The following is a 16,321-nucleotide window of genomic DNA, read 5'->3' as shown; positions in this document are numbered from 1 at the left end:
GTTATGTCTATGGAAAATAACGCGCCTCCCTCTGACAAGCGCCCAGGCAAGCGTACAAGAAACTTCGCCATTTTATTACTGATCCTGATCCTCGCGGCAGGAGGCTGTCTGGCCTGGTATCTGCTTTACGCCCGCTATTACGAGAGCACCGACGATGCTTACGTCAACGGAAATCAGGTCACCCTGACACCGCAAATCACCGGTACCGTGACTCAGGTGACCGTGGATGAAGGCGATTATGTCGAAAAAGGCCAGCCCCTGGTTCTGCTGGACCCAAGCGATACCGCCATCGCCCTGCAGCAGGCTGAAGCCAATCTCGCCAGCACAGTGCGTCAGGTGCGTGGTCTCTATAGCACTGCCGACAACTACCGTGCACAAGTTGCTGCCAAAAAAGTAGCCCTGCAAACAGCGAAAAGTGACTACGTGCGCCGGGAAAAAATTGTCAGTTCCGGCGCCATTGCGGTGGAAGATCTGGCGCACTACCGTGATGCCGTGACCAGCGCGCAAAGCGATTTACTGGCTGCAGAGCAAGCGCTCAAAACCAATCAGGCGATGGTTGATGACACCGTGGTGGATAACCATCCTGAAGTCAAAACCGCCGTTGCGACGCTGCGCCAACGCTATCTCGATAACTCCCGCAGCACCATTGTTGCGCCCGTCAGTGGTTACGTCGCTAAACGTGCTGTGCAGCTCGGGATGCGTGTCACCTCCGGCACCACGCTGCTTGCCATCGTGCCGCTGAATGAAGTGTGGGTGGATGCCAACTTTAAAGAGAGCCAAATGCAGGACATGCGCATTGGGCAAAAAGTAGAGCTGAATGCGGATCTCTATGGCGATAACGTGAAATATCACGGCACCATCGAAAGTCTCGGCATTGGTACCGGTAGCGCATTCTCACTGTTGCCAGCCCAGAACGCCAGCGGCAACTGGATCAAAATCGTCCAACGCCTGCCGGTACGCATCACGCTTGATCCACATGACATGCAGAAGCATCCGCTGCGTGTGGGTCTGTCGATGAACGCTGAGGTGGATATCCGCAATCAGGGTGGTCACCTTCTGCCACAAAAAACCGTCGAACAGCCGCGATTCCGTACCGATGTGTATGAAACGCCAATGGAAGCAGCCGATAAACTGGTGGCGAAAATCCTTCATGACAACACCAGCGCTGTAGCCCAGCGCTAAGAGAGAAGCTATGTCAGAGCCGAAGGCAGCCTTTACGCCCCCCAGCCTGTTTCTGGCGACGCTTGCCCTGTCGCTGGCGACCTTTATGCAGGTGCTGGACTCCACCATCGCCAACGTGGCGCTGCCGACTATCTCCGGCAACCTGGGCGTTAGCGCCGATCAGGGGACATGGGTTATCACCTCTTTTGCGGTGTGTAACGCTATTGCTCTACCGTTGACAGGCTGGTTTACCCGCCGATTCGGGCAGTTGCGGTTGTTTATCGCCTCGGTGATGTTCTTTACCCTGACGTCATTTCTGTGCGGCTTCGCCCACAGCATGACGGAGCTCATCATCTTCCGTGCGCTGCAGGGCTTTTTCGCCGGGCCGATGTTCCCGATGTGTCAGACGCTGTTGCTGGTTATCTTCCCGCCGATGAAACGCAGCATGGCGCTGGCGCTGCTGTCGATGGTGACCGTGGTGGCGCCTATCGTGGGGCCTATCACCGGCGGCTGGCTTACCGATAACTACTCCTGGCCGTGGATCTTCTACATCAACGTGCCGATTGGGATTTTCGCCTCCATCGTGGTCTGGTCGCAGCTGCGCATGCGTGAAGAAACAACGCAGTCATCGCCTGTCGACTATAGTGGCATCGCGCTGTTGGTGCTTGGCGTGGGCCTGCTGCAGGTGGTGCTGGATAAGGGCAACGACGAAGACTGGTTCTCTTCTACGCCCATTATCGTGATGTCTATTGTCTCGGCGATCAGCCTGATTTGCTTTGTGATATGGGAGCTGGACGAACGTCACCCGATTGTGAACCTGCGGCTGTTCAAAGACCGCAACTTCGCCATCGGCACGTTGGCGCTGATGCTGGGCTATGCCGCGTTCTTTGCCATCAACATTATTCTGCCGCAGTGGTTGCAGACCCAGATGGGCTACACGGCTATCTGGGCCGGTCTCGCCGCTGCGCCGATGGGCTTCTTACCACTGGTGCTGACGCCAGTCATCGGACGTTACGCCACCAAAGTGGATTTGCGAATTTTATGCTCAGTGTCATTCCTGACAATGGGGGCATCCTGTCTGATGCGCGCGCAGTTCAATACTGACGTGGATTTCCGCACCATCGCCAGCGTGCAGATGTTTATGGGGATTGGCGTGGCCTTCTTCTTCATGCCGCTGACCACCATTGTGCTGTCGAATCTGCACGGTAACGAAGTGGCGGAAGGCTCAGGACTGGCCACGTTCTTTCGCGTACTCGGCGGCTCCTTTGCCTCATCGTTAACCACATGGATCTGGCAGCGACGTGAAGTTTTCCACCACGCGAATCTGACCGAGAGCGTGACACAGTACAACCCAGCGGCTATGGATTACGTAAATAAGATGGGTGGCCCGACGCAGCAGCATCTTGCGATGATTGACCAGGTGGTTACCCAGCAGGCCTACATGATGTCGACAATCGACTATTTCTGGGTGCTCGGCTGGGGTTTTATGGCGCTGATTATCATCATCTGGTTCACCCGCCCGCCGTTCGTGAAATCGGGTATGCCAGGCGCCCCCGCAGCAGGTCACTAAACTGAAATTCACATAGGCAAACTTAGCTGAACGAGCACTGCGTACGGATGGCACTATCGAGCGCCGGGCCAGTGCCTCTTCCCTGCCCTCTATCACGTAAGACCGCCTGGAACGGGCTCTGGAGATGATAAGAGTGTTGAATAACATGACCCCATTTCTGATAACGGTGTTTGACGTTTACTGCTCAGTTATATCGCAACGGCGTCTGCCCAACAGCTGATAACAATTGTCGAGTCCACGGGTGGCGTGGCGCCCGAAAAATTTGATCCACACTGCCGCTTTCGACTACCTCGCCGTCTTTCATCACCGCAATACGATGACTCATATGCTGCACCACGCCCAGATCATGAGAGATAAACAGCATTGACAGATGCAAACGGCGTTGCAGCGCTACCAGCAAATCCAACACTTGCGCCTGGGTGGTGACATCCAGCGCCGACACCGGCTCGTCGCAAATCAGAATATCCGGCTCGCAGGCCAGGGCCTGGGCGATGGCGATACGTTGCCGCTGCCCACCGGAAAGCGTGGCCGGACGTCGCGTCAGCAGATCAGGACTTAAACCAACCAGCGCCAGCAACGCCTGCGCACGTGACAACCGGTCCGCGGCTGTGAGCGTCGTATGCAGGCGCAGAGGCTGTTGCAGCAATTGCGCCACGTTATATTGCGGATTAAATGAACCCAGCGGATCCTGCACAATCGTCTGGATACGCGACCGCAACGGCTGCCGCTGACGTTCTGTCAGCCTGCTCCATGGTTGCCCAGCGAGAAGGATCTCGCCCTGTTGCGGTGCCTGCAGCGCCAGCGCCAGTTTGCCTAGCGTGGTCTTCCCGCTACCGGATTCGCCCACAATGCCCAGAGTTTCGCCCTGCGCGACCTCTAACGTCACCTGATTGACGGCCTGCAAGCGACGGCCATCCGGCAGAACATACGCCAGTGATACGTTATCGGCAGCCAGCACGGGTGTGGTGCTGTCAGTACTGATGTTCTCCCGCACTACCGTTTGACCCAGCGGATCGTTTCCTGTTAACCACGTCCCACGCGTACCGGCAGAGGGAATGGCCGCCAGCAGACGGCGGGTATAAGGGTGTTGCGGCGCATGCAGCACCTGTCGCACCTTGCCGCTCTCCACTGCTTTGCCCTGCCGCATCACCACCACACGGTCGGCAATATCCGCCACCACCGATAAATCATGGGTGATCAGCAGCACGCCATGCCCGGCATCCGCCAGGGCCCTGAATACATTCAAAACTTGTTTTTGTACGGTGGCGTCCAGCGCGGTAGTAGGTTCATCGGCAATGAGTAATCGCGGCCCCGCCGCCAGCGCCGACGCGATGAGCGCTCGTTGGCGCAAGCCACCGGAGAGTTCATGTGCGTACTGCGCCATCCGGTTATGCGGATCGGGGATGCCGGTTTGCGTTAACAGCTCCGCCACGCGTTCGCGAACTGCCGCCCCCCGTTCCAGGCGGTGCGTCAACAACGGCTCCGCGACTTCCTGACCAATCCGGCGCAGCGGGTCAAGCGAGGTCAGTGCATCCTGCAAAACAAAACCAATTTCGCGCCCGCGTAGTTGCTGCCAACGGCGGGCATCGCACGCCAGTAAATTCTGCGACAGGCCATCGTGCCCATGCAATATCAGGGACTCGGCGCGAACAGCCGCCCCTGCCCCCGCCAGCCCGACTAGCGTCCGGGCCGTGACGGATTTACCCGAACCGGACTCGCCTACCAAAGCCAGGACTTCACCGGCATGCACGTCAAACGATAAGGCGTTAACCGCCTCAATCAGCCCCTGCGGCGAGGGGAAGCTGACGCTCAGTTGCGCCACCTGTAACAGCGGTTGCTGGAAGGTCTCTGAAGTCATGCGATCCCGCCTTTGGCAATAAGGGTTTGAACACGTCGGCCCAGCAGCGTAATGGCAATCACCGACAGCGCGACAACGCTGGCGGGCAGCAGGCTGACCCATGGGGCGCTATCGAGAAAATTACGTCCCTCAGAGAGCAATGCGCCCCACTCCGCCGTCGGCGGAGTCACCCCAAGTCCAAGGAAACTGAGGGCCGAGGCGGATAATATGGAATACCCTATCCCCACCGTTGCCAGTACCAGCAGCGGGCGCAGCGTATTGGGCACAATATGGCGCAAAATAATCACCATTGGCGGCTCCCCCAACGCCACCGCATGCTGCACATACCCCGATAACCTGACCTGCAACACTTGCGCGCGCACCAGCCTGGCATAGCCAGCAATGCCGGCCAGTCCGACCGCCAGCAGGGTATTCTCTGGCCCACGCCCCAACACCGTGATAGCCAGCAGCGCCAACAGCAAATCGGGGAACGCCAGCATAATGTCCAGTAGCCGTACGAGTAACTGCCGTACCGCCCTGGGCGCAAGACCTGCCAGTGTCCCCAGCACAATACCGCCCGCGCTGGCAATCAGGGTCGCGCCGACCCCAATGCTCAGCGACAGCGAGGTGCCATACACCACGCGGGTAAACACATCACGCCCCAACTGGTCAGTACCGAACCAGTGTCTGAGGTCCGGCGGCTGCAAAATCGCGCTGAAATCCATCTGTTCGGGGGTGTACGGCGTGAATAGCGATGGAAAAAACACCGCCACCACGAGCAGTAGCACCAGTAACAACGGAATGCTGGTACCCGGCGCCAGCCACGGGTTACGATAGCGCCCCCCGTCGCGGCGGGCCACCCGCAGTAAAAGATCACTCATCAGCATGCCCTCGCAGACGTAGACGGGGATCGATCAGTAAATAAAGGGTATCAATCAGCAGGTTAATCACCACAAACAACAGCGCGGAGAACATCACCACCCCCAGCACCAGGGGCATGTCTCGGTTCTCAATCGCACCGAGAGTGATTTGCCCCAGCCCCGCCCGACCAAATACTGTTTCGGTCAGAATTGAGCCGCCTAATACGCTGGCCAGCAGCGTCCCCGTCAGCGTCGACACCGCCAGCGAGGCATGGCGCAACGCATGCCGTAAGCGCAGCGCAGTTTCACTCACCCCTCGCGTACGCACGGTCATGGCGAACGGCTGCGAAAGCGCCTCCTCCAGCCCATCACGCAGCACCTGGCTGAGTGTCGCAGCCAGCGGCAGGCTGAGCGTCACCACCGGCAGCACAAGGGCGATCCAGCCATCGTTACCGGTCACCGGAAACCATTGCAGTTTGAAACTGAAAATGCTCAACAACACGATGCCGATCCAGTACACCGGTGTGCTAAGCAGCATCAGCTCCAACCCGGCAAGCAGAGACCGCAGACGCGGATGACGTCCGGCTGTCAGTAATGCGTTAAATACCGCCAGTACCAGTGCCAGCGCCAGGGCGCTGACGGCCAGCGGCACCGTCTCTTTCAACGCTGCGCTAATCACCTGCACAACAGGCTGGCGATACTGATAACTCACGCCAAGGTTGCCCGTCAGCGCCTCGCCACAGTAGCGCAAATATTGCCACCACAGTGGCTTATCCAGGCCGAACTGGCGGGTCAGTGTCTCGCGAAAACTATCATCCACAACGCTGTTGGCGCTGCCTATCAGAATTGCCACAGGATCGCCGGGGATCAGTTTTACCGCAACAAAGGTCAGCGTTGCCGCACCCCACAACACGGCGAAAATGGTCAGCAGGCGCTTGCCTGCTGCCAGCAGCTTAGCGTTGGATCCAGACATCATAGAAATTCGGCTTCGCGTTCGTGGCCCAGCTAATGCCCTGCACCTGTTTGGCTTTCCCTAACTGATATGCCGGGATGTAAATTGGCACCGCCCAGGCCTGATCGATAATCTGGTGCTGGATGGCATAGTAGATGCGTTTACGCTCGGCTTCGCTGGCACCGACAGCGGTTTCCAGTTGGCTATCCAGCGCTTTAACGCGGCTGAAGTTGTTCCCCTTCGGCGGAATATAGTTGGAGTGAAAAACGGTACGCAGGATGTCCGGCTCCGGGCGAACAAAATAGTTCGAGATAATATCGTACTGGTTAGCCGCCGTGCGGCTGCTGAGAATGCCTGAATCCACCGGATCGAGTTTCAGTTCAAAACCGGCTTGTTTTACCTGGTATTGAATTGCCTGGAACAGCGTCACGTCAGCGGCTTCGACATCGTTTGAAGAGTAGGTAAATTGCACAGTAAGGCGTTTACCCTCCTTTACCCGGTAGCCTTCGCTATCGGTTTGCTGCCAGCCGGCTTCATCCAGAAGACGGCGGGCTTTTTGCAGATCAAACCCCCACTGGCTGGCAATGGCCGGATCGTAATCCAGCGTAGCGGGTCCAAGAATATTGTCGGCAGGTTTCAGGATGCCAAAGAACGCGGCTTTAACGGCAGTAGTGCGATCGATGGCGCTCTGGAAGGCCTGCCGCACTTTCAGGTCGCTGAAGATCCCTGTGTCGCTATTCAAATAAAGGACGCGCGGAACGCCGGGGTTTTCCCTGGTGATCACATCCAGCTTCGGGTTATTTTTTACCTGCGCATAATTCACCGGCGGAATGGCATCGATCACCTGTACCTGCCCGCTATTCAGCGCGCCAAGACGTACCGCTGACTCCGGCAGGTACTTAAATTCGATCTTATCCAGCCATGCCGGGCCTTTATGGGTGGCATAGCCCGGACCCCAGTTGTAATCGGCGCGCTTGCTGAGTTTACTCCCGCTGCCTTTGACAAACGATTCGAGGATAAAGGGACCGGAACCGACCACGGTATTGCTGGTATTCGCCGTTTTCTGCAGATAAGCCGGTGACTGAATACCGAGATACGGCAAGCTCAGCCCCTGCAGCAGCGGTGCGAAAGGCGTTTTATAGCGGATCACCACGGTGTACTCATCTGGCGTAGTGATCGCGTCAATCGGCCCCAACAACGATTTGGAGTAACTGGAGGTGGTTTTCGGATCGAGTATGCGTTCAAAGTTATATTTTACCGCCGCAGCATCCAGTTTCGTGCCATCACTAAAAGTCACATCCTTGCGAAGATGGAAGGTGTATTCGCGGTTATTGTTTTTAATTTCCCAGCGTTCCGCCAGCCATGGTGTAAAGCTGTTATCTTCCGCCTGGCCGACCAAAGAATCCACCACGTTACGCGTAACCAGAGCGGTGACGGAATAAGCGGTAATAGAGGGGTCAATAATCGGGGTATCGCTGCCCAGAGCGACCGTCAGCACACCCCCCGCGACAGGTTTATCCTGTGCGTGAGTGGTGAAGCTGGCAGTAAGCGTTAGCGCGGAAAGCAGACTGATGCGCAATAAACTGTTCTGTGAATAAATGCTTCGTTTCATCCCTTTTCCTTGGCCTGGTTTTTGTTAAATATCTGGCAATTAAAGTCCATTGTAGGGGGAGAGCCGCCGTCGAGTAACGATGGATAATTTATATCTATTTCTGAAAATAGCTTTTTCTTCAGGTGGGAAGAAAAGAAAAAAGAGAGCCCCGAGCTACAGGCCCGAATAAAATAACATAAATGCTCGTCCTCTATAATTTCTCTCAAAAGAGTCAGAAGGCAGCTAAATTAACCCTCCGACTTTATTAAGATAAAAATGTGAAATAAGAATCGGCATTAACGGTAATGCTAAGTTTCGCCAACAAGACGCAGAACGTCGAGATATAACCCGTATTCAGGAGACGCCGCGTCCGGCGCCCCCTGTGATCCACCTCGCGGCTACTCCTCGTACGCCGCGTGATGGAAATCAATTTCCCACTGCAGCACCTCGCCGTAAAGCGCCGATAACGCCTGCTTTTCGTCTTCACTCAGCGCCATGGCGCAGCGGTCGAGTTCGTTTTTTAGCCAGAGAGCCTGCTGATAAAATTCGTCCTCCGCGTGCATTTCCACCCAGCGTCGTAAATCAGCATCGCTCTGATAATGTTCGCTCGCCCGTCGGCACCAGAAATAGTACATCCATTCCGCACCGAACATCAGGGTCACAATCTGCTCATAGCTGCCCTCGTGGGCGGTCCGCAGCATACCGTCGCGAAAGCGCCGTACCCCGGGCAAATCATCCGGGTACTCAGCGGGATCGATCTGCCGCGCTGACAACACCTGTTCAAACCACGCGATCTGTATATCAACCAGGGCATTCAGCACGCCAATCAGCCAGCGCTGCTGTTGAATACCCGGCGCTTTGCTGACCCCGAGGGCAAAAATCGCGATCGCCGTCGCGACAAAGTTGCCCTCAAACACCAGATAGCGGTTGAAGACGACTGTCGGCAGACGATCCTGTTCGATATCAGTCACAAACGGGTGCTGCTGCATCGCCTGCCACGCCGGTTGATGTTCGCGCAGCAGGCGTTCGCTAAACGCTTCCATTAAGCTTCCTCCAGCGCGGCCTGCGCGACCGACATAAAATGTTTCACCCGGGCCAGCTCAACATCGTTCCACCAGACGCCATCGACCTTCATTGTACTGGCCACAATGACCCCCTGAGTCCGCCCGAGGATCTGCTTCACGTTAGCCGGTGTCACCCCGGAGCCCACCAGGAGCGGTAGTTCCGTCGCCGCGCGGATCTCGTCAATTTCCGCCATCGTGGCGCTATCGCCCGTACGCTGGCCGGTGGCGATCACCGCGTCAGCCTCGAAGAAATCGACATCGCGCGTCAGTTCCTGAATCGAACGATCGGCGACAATGGCATGGCTACCGTGCTTAACGTGGCTATCGGCAAAAACGCGAATATGTTCAGCGCGCAGCATACTGCGGTAGCGCAGCGCCTTAGCGGCCGCCCCTTCTATAAATCCTTCGTTGGCGATATAGGCGTTGGCCCACTGGTTTACGCGGACGAAATCGGCGCCTCCCGCCAGGGCGATCGCCATTGCCGGGATCGCCGCGTTAGCCAGAACGTTAATGCCCAGCGGCACAGCAAAACGTTCACGAACTTTCTCGGTAATGACCGCCATCAGCGCTGAGGTTTCATGGCCGATATCCTCAGGTTTAGAGAAAGGAATATCGCCATGGTTTTCAATAATCAGACCATGAACACCGCCTGAAATATAATTTTCAGCATCGCGAAGTGCACGTTCAACAATATCAGAGACTGATTTTCCTCGATATTTTGGCGAGCCAGGAAATGGGTCACAATGAATAACACCAATAACAGCCTTGCTTCGTGAAAAAATAGCTTGTATTGCGTTCGTTTTTTCTGCTGAGATAGCAACCATCTTATCCATCCTGTTAAGGGAACACTATGCGTGTTTACGTTACTGGTAATATTACCGTAGATGAAACCTGGTCCATTCCGGATATACCGAAAAAAGGAGCCTCCATTCACGGCGTTAAAGTGTCGCAGGATATCGGCGGTAAAGGCGCGAACCAGGCGATTATATTATCCCGCTGCGGAATAGAGACGCGTTTAATTGCCGCCACGGGAAATGACAGCAACGGCGCGTGGATCCGCCAGCAGATAAAAAATGAACCACTGACGCTACTACCCGACGGCCATTTCAATCAACATAGCGATACCTCGATTATTTTAAATAGCGCTGATGGCGACAACGCCATCATTACCACTACGGCGGCGGCCGATACATTCAGCCTGGATGAAATTATTCCGCATATGGCGGATGCCGTCGCTGGCGATATTCTGCTACAGCAGGGCAATTTCTCCCTCGATAAAACGCGGGCGCTGTTCCAGTACGCCAGAAGCCGCGGCATGACGACGGTATTCAACCCCTCACCTGTCAATCCTGACTTTTGCCATCTGTGGCCGCTCATCGACATCGCGGTGGTCAATGAATCCGAGGCCGAGCTGCTCCAGCCATACGGGGTGAAAACCTTAGTGATTACCCAGGGCGCCGCAGGCGCCTGGCTGGTCCAGGAGGGCCAGCGTCAGTTTTGTCCCGCCGTGCCCGCCGAGGCGCTTGATACTACCGGCGCGGGCGACACGTTCCTCGCCGTCATGTTGGCCTCCGCCCTGCTGCGCGGCGTCGCGCCGGATGCGCTGGCGCTGGCGCACGCCAGTCGCGCTGCCGCCATTACCGTTAGCCGCCGGGGGACGCTCAGAGCGTTTCCCGGCAGCCATGAGCTCGCCGCCCTGTTAACCACGGACGGCGCGCGCTGACCTACTTAAACAGCGGACGGTATGAATCGACGTTCGCTTTGGTCACCACCGTCGCCGGAACCAGAATGGTTTTCGGCACGGTTTTACCCGACGTGATGCTGTTCAGCGCATTCAGGGCTTCGGCGCCCATCTTTTCCGGGTCCTGCTGCAGTACGGCGGTGACGTAGCCGCCGTCCATACCGGAAATCGCCTTCGCCGTCAGATCCCAGCCAAAGACTTTAATATCTTTCTGCCGCCCCTGGTTTTCTACGGCGGCGATAGCGCCGAGCAGCGCGGGTTCGCCGGTGGCATAAATCGCTGTCAGATCCGGGTTACCGGTGATCAGGTTTTCCGCCGCGGTCATCGCTTTATCCTGCACATTCTGCCCGTCGACCACGTTAGCGATAGTAATCTTCGGATTGCTTTTCAGCGTCTCTTCGAACCCTTTCTGCCGCTGGTTCTGAATGGCCGAATTCAGCGCGCCGACAATACCCAGTCGCGCCTGGCCGCCCATCTCTTTCTGCACGTAGTCTACGAAGTATTGACCAATAATTCTGCCGCCTTCAATATTATCAACGCCGACCTGAGCTGCCTGTGGCCCGGCCGGTAATACGGCATCAATCGCAATCACCGGAATGTTTGCGGCGGCGGCTTCTTTAACCGCTGGCATGATCCCGTTAACGTCGATAGCAGCAACCAGAATGCCTTTAACGCCTTGCTGAATATAGTTTTCTATCGCGTCGTTTTGCGCCACGGGATTATCGTTAGAGTTAAAAATAACTAAATCCTTGCCACTGGCTTTGGCCGCATCCTGTGCGCCTTTATTCATCAGATTAAAGAACAGCGCCTGTTGGTTGATTTGTACCAGCGCATAAGTCGGACCGGCAGCGCTGGCGGCAGAAATAAAACTCATTGATGCCAGCATGGTCGTGGCGACAGCAAGGAAACGCAGTTTTCCGGTGTGAAATAACATCATCAGTATCCTCGTCGGGAATAGTTGATAGCCAGCAGAGTTCCGCGCCGCATGCGAACGCAGAAGGATTATTTTTTTGGCGGGCAAATATCGTCTATATCGCCAGAACAATCATTGAACGTTCGGCGGATACCTGCTTAATGTCATCCCGGCAACCGGTCCGTGTCGGTGCGCGACTGGAATAACTTAAACGGGGTTGGGAATGACTTCCCGGATGATGCGGTAAACTGCCTATACAATTCTCTGCTGATTAAAATTTGTCAAGCATTTATTTTTGGTGATTGTTCGCAGAGAAATTGCTGTATCCACCGCGCTTAACTATGTTACAGATAGCCGATTCTGGCAGAAATGGCGCAGGAAATGAGTATAAAACGCGTATTGTTATCCGATGTGGCAAAGCTGGCGGGGCTGTCGAAGGCGACCCTGTCGCGCTATATGAACAACAGTATTGTGCTGCCGCAGGACACCATCGACCGCATCGAAACCGCCATTCGCGAACTGGACTATCGCGGCAATAGCCTGGCACGCCGTCTTAGCAAAGGCGGCAGCGAAACGCTTGGCCTGGTGCTTCCCGATATTACCAACCCCTTCTTTGCCGAACTGGCCGACGCTGCCGAAGAGGCTGCTTCTGCCAGCGGCTACAGCCTGGTGCTGTGTATCACCCGCAACAACCCGGAAAAAGAGTGCCAGTTCATTCGCTGGCTGGATACCTGCCAGGTCGACGGTCTGCTGTTCACCACCAACCGCCCCGATAATGGCCTGCTGCGCAAGGAAGTCCAGCGTCACGAACGCATTGTCCTGCTGGATGAAGATATTCCCGGCAGTAAGGTACCGAAAGTGTTTGCCGATAACGTCCAGGGCGGGCGGATCGCCACCGAAAAACTGATCGCCGCCGGGCATCGCCATATCGCTTTCGTCGGTGGCCCGGACAAGCTGATGAGCGTCCGTGAGCGCTATCAGGGCTTTTGCACCGCGATGGAGCAAGCGGGCCTGAGCTGGCCGCCCGAATGGGTGATGTATGGCGACTACCAGCGCGAGTTTGGCCAGCAGGCGCTGCGGTACCTGTTCAGCCAACCGGTTCGCCCCACCGCCGTCTTCGCGGCCAGCGACTATCTGGTGCTCGGCCTGCTCGATGGCTTGCGCGCCAGCGGGCTCCAGGCGCCGGAGGCGCTTTCGTTAGTCGGCTTCGATGACGCCAACTACGCCGATTTTACCCAGCCGCGGATCTCCACTATCCGTCAGCCCGCCCGCGAACTGGGCCGTACCGCGGTGAACATCATGATGCGCCTGCTAAACGACGATCCGGACATCCCTGCGGAAACCCGCCTGCCGGTTGAATGGATTGGCCGCGACTCGATCAAGATCTGTTAAGCCCGTCCCAAAATGGCGCAAAAGCGCCCGCTTTTGGCGCAAAAAACGATCAATTAACAATTTATTCACTATAATCAGTAAACCGGTTTACCGGATTGTATTCAATTAAGTGTATTGAATACATAAGGTTAAGTTACAGGGCTGCTGTGTGGTTCCAGCCCTGGCACGGATGCTGCAATGTTCTTACTGGCGAACAAATATCTTACATAGCGTTTGTCCTGACTGCCCTGGCGAGTGCTCTATTCCGCAGGTAAACCGGTTTACTAGATTGTAAACCGTGTCGGATAGAGTCCCTCCCGCAGGATGGCGAACATTTTCCCGGCCACAGCGATGGGAGTTATCAGATGCAGCAGCCACAAACTACCCCGCCAAGGGTAGAGATGATCAATATCACCAAGACCTACGGGTCGATACGCTCATTGCGCGGAGTCAACCTTGAGCTGGCCCCGGGCGAAGTGCTGGGCTTAGTGGGCGATAACGGCGCGGGGAAATCCACCCTGACCAAAGTGCTCTCTGGCGCGGTGATCCCCTCCAGCGGCACGATTCGTATCGACGGTGAACAGCAACAGTTTACGAATCCGGCCGATTCGCGCCGTTGCCATATCGAGATGGTCTACCAGGATCTGTCGCTCTGCGACACGGTCGACGTCGCGGGCAATCTGTTTATGGGCCGTGAGCCGATGAAATCGGTCCTCGGCATCCCCTTTCTCGACGAGGCCAAAATGCACGCCGATGCCAGAGAGATGCTTAAAGGGCTCGGGATCTCCATTCCGGATACTCGCCTGCTGGTGCGAAATCTCTCCGGCGGCCAGCGCCAGGCTATAGCCATCGCCCGCGCCGCGGCCTTTGACCCGAAAGTGCTGATTATGGATGAACCCACCGCCGCGCTGGCCGTCGCGGAAGTTGAAGCGGTTCTGGAACTCATTCGCCGCGTTTCCGCTCGCGGGGTGAGCGTGATTCTGATTACCCACCGCCTGCAGGACCTGTTCCTGGTCTGCGACCGGATCATGGTGATGTATGAAGGTACGAACGTCGCCGACAGACGGGTGTCCGACACCAGCCTGAGCGATATCGTTAACCTGATTGTGGGCGAAAAATTCACCGCCCGCTCTGCGGCAGCACATTGAGGTAACAGGATGAGTATCATGAACTTAAGCAGCTCCCGCATGATCCAGCATTCGCTGCCGCGCCGCCTGCTGCATAACCACTCAGGCGTGGTCAGCATCGCGCTCTTTTTCGTCTTCTGCTGCGTGGTGTTTTCGCTGATCACCAGCAACTTTCTCACCGGCACCAACTGGCTCAACATTATCCGTCAGAGCGCCCCGCTGCTGATCGTTGCGACGGCAATGACTCTGGTCATTACCACCGGCGGTATCGATCTGTCGGTAGGCTCCACCCTGGCGCTGGTCGGCGCGCTCTCCGCTATCGCTCTGAATAACTGGGGGCTGCCGTGGCCGGTGGTACTCCTCGGCGGCCTGCTGCTCGGCGGATTCGTTGGCGCCATCAACGGCTTCTTTATTGCCTATGAAGGCATTCCGGCGTTCATCGTCACGCTCGCCACCCTGGCCGTAGTTCGCGGCATCGCGCTGCTGGTCACCCAGGGCTACTCGATTCCGGTGCCGGCTGACAGCCTGTTTACCTTTATCGGACGCGCGTGGGTAGTTGGTATCCCCATGCCCGCGCTGATCGGCATGATGATACTGGTGATCGGGCATATCGTTCTCAACCATATGCGCTTTGGCCGCTACGTGACCGCTATCGGCGCCAACGCCGAAGGCGCGCGGCGCAGCGGCATTAACACCAAAGCGGTCACCATGAAGGTCTATATCATCAGCGGAATGGCCGCCGCGCTGGCGGGGATGATCATTACCGCACGCCTCGGCAGCGGCTCTTCCAACCAGGGCGAAGGCTTTGAACTGCAGGTCATTGCTGCCGTTGTGCTAGGCAGCACCAGTCTGTTTGGCGGCTTCGGGACTATTATTGGCACGCTGCTGGGCGCGCTGTCGATTGCGGTCATTCAGAACGGGCTGATCCTGTCGCATATTTCGCCGTTTTACACCCAGATAGCCACCGGCACCATTATCCTGCTGGCTATCTGGCTGAACACCCGCATTCTCAACCCGACGCGCTCCGCGGCAAAAGGATAGCTGATGAAAGGATCAATTTTTCGCCATCCCTCCCCGCTGCCGGTTGGCGTCAGCAGCGGTTACGTAATGACTGTGCTTGGCCCACTACCGATTAACGAAATGGGCGTTACTCTGATGCATGAGCATATTCTGCTGGATGCCTCCGGCAAATGGGTGCCGCCCTGCTGCTGCAGCGATCGCCGTCTTGCCGAAATGCCGGTGAAAATGGAAAACCTTGGCGAACTGTCGCTCAACCCGCTGATGAGCCGCGATAACTGTCAGCTGTTTGATGTCGACGTTGCGATTGACGAGCTGACTAAATATCGAGCCCTTGGCGGAGAAACGGTGGTCGACCCGACCAATATCGGCATTGGCCGCGATCCGAAAGCGCTGGCGCGCATCGCGCGTCTGACCGGTCTGAATATCATTATGGGGACCGGGCTCTATCTGGAACCTTCGCACCCTGAGTGGGTAAAAATCAGCAGCGTCGAACAGCTGACCGAACGGCTGATTTACGATCTTGGCGGCGCGGAGGAGAAACCGGAGGTGCTCGCCGGACTTATCGGCGAAATCGGTATCTCCAGCCGCTTTACGCCGGATGAGGAGAAATCCCTGCGCGCTGCGGGTCGGGCCAGCGCCGCGACCGGCGTGCCGATCGAGGTCCATCTGCCTGGCTGGGAGCGGCTGGGCCATCGGGTGCTGGATATTCTCGAGCAGGAAGGCGCCGATTTACGCCATACCGTGCTGTGCCATATGAATCCCAGCTTTGCCGATAAGCGCTACCAGCGCGAACTGGCGCAGCGCGGGGCGTTTCTCGAATACGACATGATTGGCATGAGCTATTACTACGCCGACGAGTCGGCGCAGTCGCCCTCCGACGAGGAGAACGCCCGCGCGATCCGCGAGCTGATTGACGACGGCTACATCCAGCAAATTCTGCTGTCGCAGGACGTCTTCCTGAAAACCATGCTCACCCGCTACGGCGGCCACGGTTATGGCTACATACTCAAGCATTTTGTTCCCCGTCTGCGGCGCCACGGCGTCAGCGGCGAACAACTTGAAACCTTAATGATTGGAAACCCCCAGCGGGTCTTTGGCGGATAAAAGGAAACGT

14 protein-coding genes are annotated in these 16,321 nt (G+C 56.7%); 7 read left to right on the top strand and 7 right to left on the bottom strand.

Features of this window, described 5'->3' with window-relative positions:
* The first annotated feature begins 3 nt into the window (after positions 1-3).
* The gene (locus tag SP68_RS12690) at positions 4-1,182 is read left to right on the top strand and encodes an HlyD/EmrA/EmrK family protein (RefSeq protein ID WP_022065822.1); all 1,179 of its coding nucleotides are present in this window, start codon (positions 4-6) and stop codon (positions 1,180-1,182) included.
* A gap of 10 nt (positions 1,183-1,192) precedes the next feature.
* Positions 1,193-2,731, top strand: coding sequence for a DHA2 family efflux MFS transporter permease subunit (locus tag SP68_RS12685; protein ID WP_022065821.1), 1,539 nt, complete (start codon positions 1,193-1,195; stop codon positions 2,729-2,731).
* A 184-nt stretch (positions 2,732-2,915) separates the two neighbouring features.
* On the opposite strand, the gene SP68_RS12680 is transcribed toward SP68_RS12685, so the two are convergent.
* The 6 genes from SP68_RS12680 to SP68_RS12655 form a co-directional block, all read right to left on the bottom strand.
* Positions 2,916-4,589, bottom strand: a complete 1,674-nt coding sequence (locus SP68_RS12680) for a dipeptide ABC transporter ATP-binding protein (protein ID WP_012968222.1) — start codon at positions 4,587-4,589, stop codon at positions 2,916-2,918.
* Positions 4,586-5,449, bottom strand: coding sequence for an ABC transporter permease (locus SP68_RS12675; RefSeq protein ID WP_012968221.1), 864 nt, complete (start codon positions 5,447-5,449; stop codon positions 4,586-4,588). The genes SP68_RS12680 and SP68_RS12675 overlap by 4 nt, the downstream gene beginning before the upstream one ends.
* Positions 5,442-6,404, bottom strand: coding sequence for an ABC transporter permease (locus SP68_RS12670; protein WP_008804871.1), 963 nt, complete (start codon positions 6,402-6,404; stop codon positions 5,442-5,444). Before SP68_RS12670 ends, SP68_RS12675 begins: the two co-directional genes overlap by 8 nt.
* Entirely contained in the window at positions 6,382-7,992 is a 1,611-nt protein-coding gene (locus SP68_RS12665; protein WP_008804870.1) for an ABC transporter substrate-binding protein, read from the bottom strand. Before SP68_RS12665 ends, SP68_RS12670 begins: the two co-directional genes overlap by 23 nt.
* Before the next feature lie 377 nt (positions 7,993-8,369).
* Entirely contained in the window at positions 8,370-9,014 is a 645-nt protein-coding gene (locus SP68_RS12660; RefSeq protein ID WP_002904912.1) for a TenA family protein, read from the bottom strand.
* Positions 9,014-9,859: a BtpA/SgcQ family protein gene (locus SP68_RS12655; RefSeq protein WP_004176161.1), complete on the bottom strand. Its 846-nt coding sequence runs from the start codon at positions 9,857-9,859 to the stop codon at positions 9,014-9,016. Before SP68_RS12655 ends, SP68_RS12660 begins: the two co-directional genes overlap by 1 nt.
* 26 nt (positions 9,860-9,885) lie before the next feature.
* Here SP68_RS12655 and SP68_RS12650 point away from each other — a divergent pair, with 26 nt between their 5' ends.
* A complete protein-coding gene (locus SP68_RS12650; protein ID WP_040968509.1) occupies positions 9,886-10,758 on the top strand; it encodes a PfkB family carbohydrate kinase in 873 nt (290 codons plus the stop codon).
* Position 10,759: 1 nt separating this feature from the next.
* On the opposite strand, the gene SP68_RS12645 is transcribed toward SP68_RS12650, so the two are convergent.
* Positions 10,760-11,713: an ABC transporter substrate-binding protein gene (locus tag SP68_RS12645; RefSeq protein ID WP_004190071.1), complete on the bottom strand. Its 954-nt coding sequence runs from the start codon at positions 11,711-11,713 to the stop codon at positions 10,760-10,762.
* Between the two features lie 345 nt (positions 11,714-12,058).
* On the opposite strand from SP68_RS12645, the gene SP68_RS12640 reads away from it, so the two are divergent.
* The 4 genes from SP68_RS12640 (at position 12,059) to SP68_RS12625 (ending at position 16,311) form a co-directional block, all read left to right on the top strand.
* Positions 12,059-13,081 (top strand): LacI family DNA-binding transcriptional regulator, encoded by a 1,023-nt coding sequence (locus SP68_RS12640; protein ID WP_004190069.1) that lies wholly within the window; start codon positions 12,059-12,061, stop codon positions 13,079-13,081.
* A 380-nt stretch (positions 13,082-13,461) separates the two neighbouring features.
* Positions 13,462-14,208 (top strand): ATP-binding cassette domain-containing protein, encoded by a 747-nt coding sequence (locus tag SP68_RS12635; protein WP_004198552.1) that lies wholly within the window; start codon positions 13,462-13,464, stop codon positions 14,206-14,208.
* 18 nt (positions 14,209-14,226) lie between these two features.
* Positions 14,227-15,228: an ABC transporter permease gene (locus SP68_RS12630; protein ID WP_016161045.1), complete on the top strand. Its 1,002-nt coding sequence runs from the start codon at positions 14,227-14,229 to the stop codon at positions 15,226-15,228.
* A 3-nt stretch (positions 15,229-15,231) separates the two neighbouring features.
* Positions 15,232-16,311, top strand: a complete 1,080-nt coding sequence (locus SP68_RS12625) for a phosphotriesterase family protein (RefSeq protein WP_040968510.1) — start codon at positions 15,232-15,234, stop codon at positions 16,309-16,311.
* Positions 16,312-16,321 lie beyond the last annotated feature (10 nt).

The sequence above is a fragment of the Klebsiella variicola genome, from assembly GCF_000828055.2.
GTDB lineage: Bacteria > Pseudomonadota > Gammaproteobacteria > Enterobacterales > Enterobacteriaceae > Klebsiella > Klebsiella variicola.
This window is presented reverse-complemented; position numbering and strand designations above follow the sequence as displayed.